The following is a 7,641-nucleotide window of genomic DNA, read 5'->3' as shown; positions in this document are numbered from 1 at the left end:
GGTTAGGTCACCGATAGGTGATTTTGTTCCTTTTGGATTCCTCAGCTAACCTTGTAATAACATCTAAAGTTTCTTCCCAGTTTTTGTCTGAATGCTCATACATCGTCGGGGTAGAGAAGTTGCTATGTTTTAATCTCAGTGTTGTCTGTTCACCGTTGTTATTTAGATTAAACTCTATGATTGAGTAGTTTTCCGGACTGTCAGTAGTGCCTGAAAAGCCACTCCAGTAATCATATGAGAAAATGCTCTGTAATTCATGTTTAAGGACGTGACCTTTGTCTTCATATTCTTTACCTTCCCATGAGAATGAGAAAGTAATCGGACTTCCTACTGTCCAATCTGTTTTAACTGTTACCCCTAACCACTGTTTGATGAAGTCAGGATTAGTAAGTACGTTTCATACTGCCTTGGTTGTTGCAGAAATTTCCCTTTGCTTTTCAATGGATAAGTTGCCCACACCTTATCTCTCCTTTATTAAATAAATTATACCTAATATTGCATCACAATTATGAGAAATCAAATGCTGAATACAATCGATTATAGCAAAAAAATTAGACATGGTATACTTTACCATCCATAATGATTGCAATTACTAGTGTTCCTGATAACGATTGGGATACATACTCATTGGAGCAAAAATGCCGCCGTTGCATTGACTGGAAACGTATGTATAATGAAGCACTAACGCCACTGCTAGAAGGTAAAGAAAATAGAAAAAGTATTGCTTGATACAGATATTGGCGGAGACATTGATGATGCGGTTTGTCTGGCACCAGATGTTGTCAGAAAGAACTTGAAAGATGTGAACATCTTCATCAAAGTTACTTGAATCCAAATAAAGAGGTAAGTGTTAATTAAATAGAGCAACCAATAGAAAACAAGATGCAGGCTATTAGCTTCCGGCATCTTGTTTTTTTGTCTTTGAGAAAGGGGGAACGGAGAGCAAGAATGGGAATAGAGAAGCGGCAGCGTTCGCCTTTGTAGGCCAAGTTTAACCATAACAGGGATAATTATTCATACAATTGGACTACAACAGCGGTCGGAATCCCCTTTTTAATGGAGTGGCACCTCATTCTCTTGCTTGTTGCAACTATTCACGATTAATCGACAGTCTATATTACACTGTTACCGGAAATTCGTTCACCACCTCTTTATAGATGGGATAAAGTGGTAGTTTGCAAAATTAACAAACTTATTACGTAAAGTACATTTGAATTTTACAATGATGTCTCATCATTGAAATAGTGGCTCGGAATAAGGCTTAATCATAAAAATGAATAGGGAGCAGTGAAAATGAAAAGAAGGATAAAAGCAATGAGTATGTTAAATGTGTTAATTATTGCATCCATGCTATTACTTCCAATGCAGTATGTACGGGCATCAGAAGTAGAAAATACAGTTTTTATTAATGAAATTGAATCTAATGATCCGGTGACAGATATAGATTGGATTGAAATCATGAATACTGGCAATGAAGATATAGATGTCAGCGGATGGTTTGTTACAGATGATAAAGATTTAGAGCGGGTGGCAGAAAATAAAGAATGGCGTATTGAGGAAGGTACTATATTAAAAGCTGGCGAAATTCTGGTTATTGAACATAATGTTTTGTTAAACAATCTATCCTTGGGAAAAGAGGATACAGTTTCCTTGTATGATCGTAGCAATACGTTATTGGATTCGTATAATTATTCAGGTCATGCAGTTGGCACATATGCAAGGGTTCCAGACGGTACAGGAGGATTTGTTGATCAGGAACCAACCAAAGGCAAGTTAAATATTGTAGAAAAAGAAGAGTTACCTAAACATAGATTACTAATTAATGAGATTAATTCTTCGCCGGATGATTGGGTAGAGTTTATTAATCTAGGAACAGAAGAGATGGATCTTTCTGGTTATGAAATTCGTGATAATTCTAATGACCATCGTTGGAAATTTGTAGAAGGAACAAAACTGCAAGCAGGCGGATTGTTTGTAGTTGAGGCAAATACGGTTGGTCAAGTATATGATGATCAGACAGATGCCTACGTTCCAGGTGAGTTCGCAGCAGCAATTGGTATTGGTTCAGGAGATTCTATTCGTGTATATGACAACGAAGGAAATTTACTGGATGAATATTCATGGACTGAGCATGCAAGTTATGAAGGCGATGAGGCAGTGGCGTCTTTCGGAAGATATCCGGATGGGACCGGTTCGTTTGGATTAACGAAAGAAACAAAGGGACTAAAAAACGATTGGTATGCACCTCAGATTGTCATCAATGAAGTAGAGTCTAACGATGATGAAACAGATTGGGTTGAAATTTTTAATAGAGGAACAACAGCCGTAGATCTATCTGGCTGGTATTTATATGATGATGACCCGGTAGGGCATGCTGCAGATATAACGCCTGTAGTAGATGGAACAGTTCTTAAACCAGGTGAGTTTTATGTTTTTGATCAAAATATCCATTTTACATTTGGCTTAGGGAAGGCAGATAAAGTTACTATTTTTAATAAGGATGGTGTGTCCATTGCAGAGTATTCGTGGGAAGTCCATGCAAATGGTGTATACGCGCGAATTCCAGATGGAACAGGCGAATTAATAGAGTTTCCCACTTCGACTAAGGGAAAAGCGAATATTGTAACAAATCTTGTTACTTTAAATGAAATACAGTCAAATGACTTGAATAAGGGACCTGATTGGATAGAACTTGCTAATCCAACAGGAGAAGTTTTAGATATTTCGGGAATAGTAATGAAAGACAGTGACGATGCACATCAATATGTTCTTCCTGAAGGTACAACGATTCCAGCATTTGGATTTTTGGTATTGACAGAAGAAGAGTTTGGTTTTGGACTTGGAAAGGATGATTCTGTACGCCTATTTGAAAATGAGAGGTTAATAGCCAGCACAACATGGCCAGATCATACAAATCCTACCTGGGGACTGTATCCTGATTTAACTGGAACAGAGTATAGAAATACAAAGGAAGCAACACCTGGCGCAGCAAATAAATTTGAAGGTTTTCCTGATGTTATTGCATGGCCAGGTAATGGCGAAGTTGTGATTTTTGACCTTGAACCAACATTTTTAGAGGATTCTTCCGGATTGGATTTCTTTAATGGCCAATTATATGCGGTTGATAACGGTACGGGTAAGTTTTGGATTTTGGACGTTTCTAAAAATGGAGAGTTAAGTTTTGCAAAAGGCTTTGAAAACGGTAAGCGTGTTCGATTCCAAAAAGATGCAGACAATGAAAAAGCAGCAGGTCCGGATGCAGAAGGAATTACAGTAGATGGAGATGGTTTTGTTTATATTGCTTCTGAACGTGATAATAATGTTAAAGGCGTTAACTTTAATGTGATTTTGAAAGTTGATCCACGTATAGAAGACAATGACTTAGTTGCCTTGCAGGAGTGGGATTTAACCGCTTCATTACCACAGGTTTCTGCCAATATGGGGATTGAAGCTGTAGAATGGGTATCAAATGCAAATGTTGATGGCAAGCTTTATGACCAAAACACGGATGCAGCTTTTGATGCAGCTAATTATCCGAACGCCATTGCAAATGGTGTGTTCTTTGTGGCATTAGAGGATAATGGACATGTGTATGCCTATGTTTTAAACGAGGATGGAAGTTCTGTACAAATTGCTGATATTGACGGAAAAATTGGCGGAGCAATGGCTCTCGACTATGATACCTATGAAAATGTATTGTGGGTTGTTGCAGATAATGGATATAATAACCGTGCAGCAAAAATATCAATCAATGGAGAGAAAAATCCGGAAATTATTCATATCATGCCAGCAAGTGGTGTCGATATTAGTGCCAATAATGAAGGATTTGCAATCGCAGAGGCAAATTTCACAAAAAATGGTCAAAGACCGGTATATCGATTTAAAGATGGAGAAAAATCGGGTTCTTTATCTATAGGTTCTATTGCATCTGATTATAAAGAAAGTGGCGGCCCGGGAGGCGATAACATTGGAACAGTTACTCCAACACCAGGCGCGCCGAAAGTAGATCAGAACAGAATCAACGTTACTTCCGAGTTAACACAAACTTCTGAAGGCGGCATAGCTAAAGCAGCTCTAACTGAACAAGCATTAGCAGAAGCAATTGCTTTCGTGGAAGCTTCGAACAGAGCAAAAACCACTGTTGAAATCAAAGTAGAAGCTATTGCAAATGTCAAAACAGTTGAAGTGATGATTCCAAACCAATCGATTAGAGCATTAGCCGAAGCTCGGGTAGAAGCGCTTGTAATTGCATCACCAATTGCAACCATCACGTTTGACGATATAACTCTAAAAGCAATTGAAAAAGCGGCTAAGGCCGATGTTAAGATTTCTGCCAGCATTGTTGATTCGAGCACGCTTTCAGTGTCCGGAGTTACTAAAGAGCGGATTGCAGACAGACCGATATTCGATTTTACAGTAACAAGCGGTGATAAAGAGATCAGTGATTTCAATGGCGGTTTAGCGAGCGTATCCGTTCCGTACACATTACGCGAAGGTGAGAATCCAAACGCTATTGTGATATATTATCTGGACAAGAACGGAAAGCTTGAACATGTCATGGGATTATACAATGCAGAGGCTGGTACAGTAAAGATGACGGTTAACCACTTCTCTAGCTTTGTTATTGACTACAATAAAGTGTCGTTTGCAGATGTCTTAAGCACACAATGGTTTGCAGATGCAGTAGACTTTGTAGCAGCTCGACAGTATTTCAATGGGATAAGCGAGAATGAGTTTGCACCGAATAATGAAATGACACGAGCCATGTTTGCTAAGGTCATTGCAAATATAGAGGGAGCAGACCTTACCGGCTACAATACATCAGTATTTGTGGACGTTGATAAGAATGCTTGGTATGGCGTTGCAATTGCCTGGGCAGCTGATAAAAAGATTGTGTCAGGTATGGGGAATGGAAAATTTAATCCATCTGCACCTATTACTCGCGAGCAAATGGCTGTGATGCTTCATAACTATATGGAGTACAAGGGTACAAAATTAGCAGGCACAAACAAGCCAGCCTTTGCAGATGCAAACTTAGTGAGCGATTGGGCGAAGGATGCAGTGACTACAATTCAAAGTTATGGCATGATAAGCGGAATTGGCGGAAATACATTCGAACCAAAGGCAAATGCCGACAGAGCAGCAGTAGCCACCATATTCAAAAATTTTGTAACAGAGCTTGTTCAGTAAATGAAATGGAAAATCTCCCTTAGGAATGATCCAAGGGAGATTTTTTGCGATGTGCACAGCATGATGGCAGTCTTTACACCGTACTTCGCTCCAATGACATTTTAAGTATCCCTTTTTATTTTTTGATCTCTCTATTTTTCAAAATATATGGTATACCTATTAATCCTGTTTCTTGAATCTGCAGGCTCAGTGAAACGGAAATTTCCGCCTCTGCAAATTTCTCTGGCCATTCCTGTTTTAATGTTTTCCACGTATACGGATGTTGTCGGTGAAAAGCTTCGCCAAAACCGAAAATGTCTGTGCCGAGAGGTTGCACTTTCTTTATGATCTGATGGACATATGTACCAGCTTGTGTATTTAATTCATTCTGGACCAGAGCGATGTTTTTAGAAACAGCCAAGTCTAAACGAGTATTGTTTTCCCGAATTTTCCCCTTTCCGCTAAGCGTAACGAGAAAATGCACCTTCGAGCCCAGCGGGGATGCCACGATTTTACTTTTCAAATGGTTTGCCTCCACCACGACGTTTCCCTTCTCCCCAGGTATATCTACAGTGATGATTATTGATTTCAATTGCTCTTTGATCCATTGCTGGTAGTAACCCATATTCATGGGTAAATATCCGGCGAGCCGGGAGTTTTTGTTAAAAATAGCGAACCCCCATAACTTCATCTTTGGATCTGTTCGTTCAGAGCTTCCCTTGGAAGAACTGTCATTCATCTCGATCACAGGCAAGAAAGGGCTGCTCTCCTCGCTCTCAGCAGCCATATAAAAGTTTCGCAACGTGCGATTGGCCTTTAATCCAGCTGTCTCATGCATTTTGACAATAGCATCAGCGGATACACGCTCCAGCGGATACGTCAATTCGAGAAAATCCTGTACCGCGCCCCCTTTTAAGACCATTATGTCCCTTCGCAGACGAACAGTGGGATCCCGGCCTAATTCATCCAAAATGTTTGCAAGGCCATGTTTTGCTAATGTTTCCCCGATCAGGACTACCCCGCTATGCCCTTCAAACCACGGTCGGGATAGTTTTAACCGCATATTTTTGGAGGCATCGTACATATTTTTCCCATTTCCCGATACGGTAAAAAAAGCCTTGCCCTGGCTTTTCCCTTCACCGACGCCTAGTTTTGATGGAATTGCAAACTGTGCAGTCCCCGTAAACATTTGATCTTCGTTCAAGTCAAATCCCCAGGCGGTGATAATGGCCTGGTCGTTGAGTTCTTTGCGGTCCCAGCAACCTGTCGTCAATAGCATGAGCAAGAGTAATAGGACAGGATTCATAAAGTGTATTGATTTCATTGCGGGCTCACCTTCTTGTTGGATCTCTTTTGGCGGATCAGCCCAACAATCCATAATAATAGGAGAAAGACACATGCGTAAATGAGCAGAGCACGAGGTATCATAGATTGTTGGAAATCTACCACGACCTCCGCAATGTTCTTTGGCAACAGCGAGTAAAGAAATATAATTGGAACAACAACCCAAATCAACTTTCTCCAATCTTTCATATTGAGCCACTGCGCGGTTCCGTAAATGGTGACAAACAAGTACAAAGACAATTTGATAAAAACAGAAAACATCCAGATGATCACGACAAAGATATCGACATTTTCAATAAATCCCAAGACGGAAATAAACCTCGTCATACTTAAAAAAGGAAACCACATTCGCGAGGGAAGCGTCGGCCCAAATGTCATAATGATCATCGCCGTTGCTGCGATAGTCAAAATAGAGGAAACGGCTATCCCCCACATGGACCGCGTGAATGCTTGACGGAAATCCGCAAGAAAACGAAACACCATGACAAACAAGATGATATCGCCATAAAAAGCAACGAGGGGAACGGCCCCTTTCAAAATGGACTTCAAACCGGAATCCGCATAGACGGGTATTAATTGCTGCCAATCCGATTGATTTATGCTAAGAACGAAAGTGCCCAAAAGCATAAGCACAATAAATGGGCCCATCATTTCACTGCAACGGGCGATTCCTTCAAGGCCTCCTGTATAAACAACGTAAATCGCCAAAATTAACACGACGATGGATAACACGGTTAAAGGTGTTTCATTAAACAGCGCAACATATATAAATTCGGAGGAATTGCGTAAAATAATCCCGCTTACCGAATACCACATCATAAAGTAAGGAATGACGAGAATTTTCCCTAACCATTTCCCTAATATCGTCTGGCTATATTGTATAAATGTTTGCTCGGGGTAAAGAAGGCTTACCTTTACAGCGAGGATCATCATGCAGAGCCCGATTATTCCAGACAACGTGATGGAAATCCAAGCATCTTGCTTAGCCTCGGCAATGGCTGGTGACAGCGTAAACAAAATACCAAGGCCGGTTATCGTATTTAGGATCAGCCAGAAAAGCTGCAGTCCGGATATTTTCATTCGCAAGCGCGCTCCTATCTATGGCTAATCGGATACTTGTTTTCAATG

At 40.4% G+C, this 7,641-nt stretch carries 3 protein-coding genes and 1 pseudogene; 1 reads left to right on the top strand and 3 read right to left on the bottom strand.

Going from position 1 to position 7,641, the window contains the following annotated elements:
• Positions 1-7 precede the first annotated feature (7 nt).
• Positions 8-385, bottom strand: a pseudogene (locus ACRRU2_RS19220) (SRPBCC family protein); the annotation flags it as partial.
• Between the two features lie 908 nt (positions 386-1,293).
• Here ACRRU2_RS19220 and ACRRU2_RS19215 point away from each other — a divergent pair.
• On the top strand, positions 1,294-5,190 hold the full coding sequence (locus ACRRU2_RS19215; protein ID WP_432504168.1) for a lamin tail domain-containing protein: 3,897 nt from the start codon (positions 1,294-1,296) through the stop codon (positions 5,188-5,190).
• A gap of 115 nt (positions 5,191-5,305) precedes the next feature.
• Here ACRRU2_RS19215 and ACRRU2_RS19210 read toward each other — a convergent pair whose 3' ends face one another.
• Positions 5,306-6,493, bottom strand: coding sequence for a Ger(x)C family spore germination protein (locus ACRRU2_RS19210; protein ID WP_432504166.1), 1,188 nt, complete (start codon positions 6,491-6,493; stop codon positions 5,306-5,308).
• A complete protein-coding gene (locus tag ACRRU2_RS19205; protein WP_432504164.1) occupies positions 6,490-7,593 on the bottom strand; it encodes a GerAB/ArcD/ProY family transporter in 1,104 nt (367 codons plus the stop codon). Before ACRRU2_RS19205 ends, ACRRU2_RS19210 begins: the two co-directional genes overlap by 4 nt.
• Between the last annotated feature and the right edge of the window lie 48 nt (positions 7,594-7,641).

Source organism: Paenibacillus sp. GXUN7292, from assembly GCF_050864975.1.
Classification (GTDB): domain Bacteria; phylum Bacillota; class Bacilli; order Paenibacillales; family Paenibacillaceae; genus Pristimantibacillus.
Note: the sequence above shows the minus strand (reverse complement) of the source record. Positions and strands in the feature narration are given on the sequence as shown.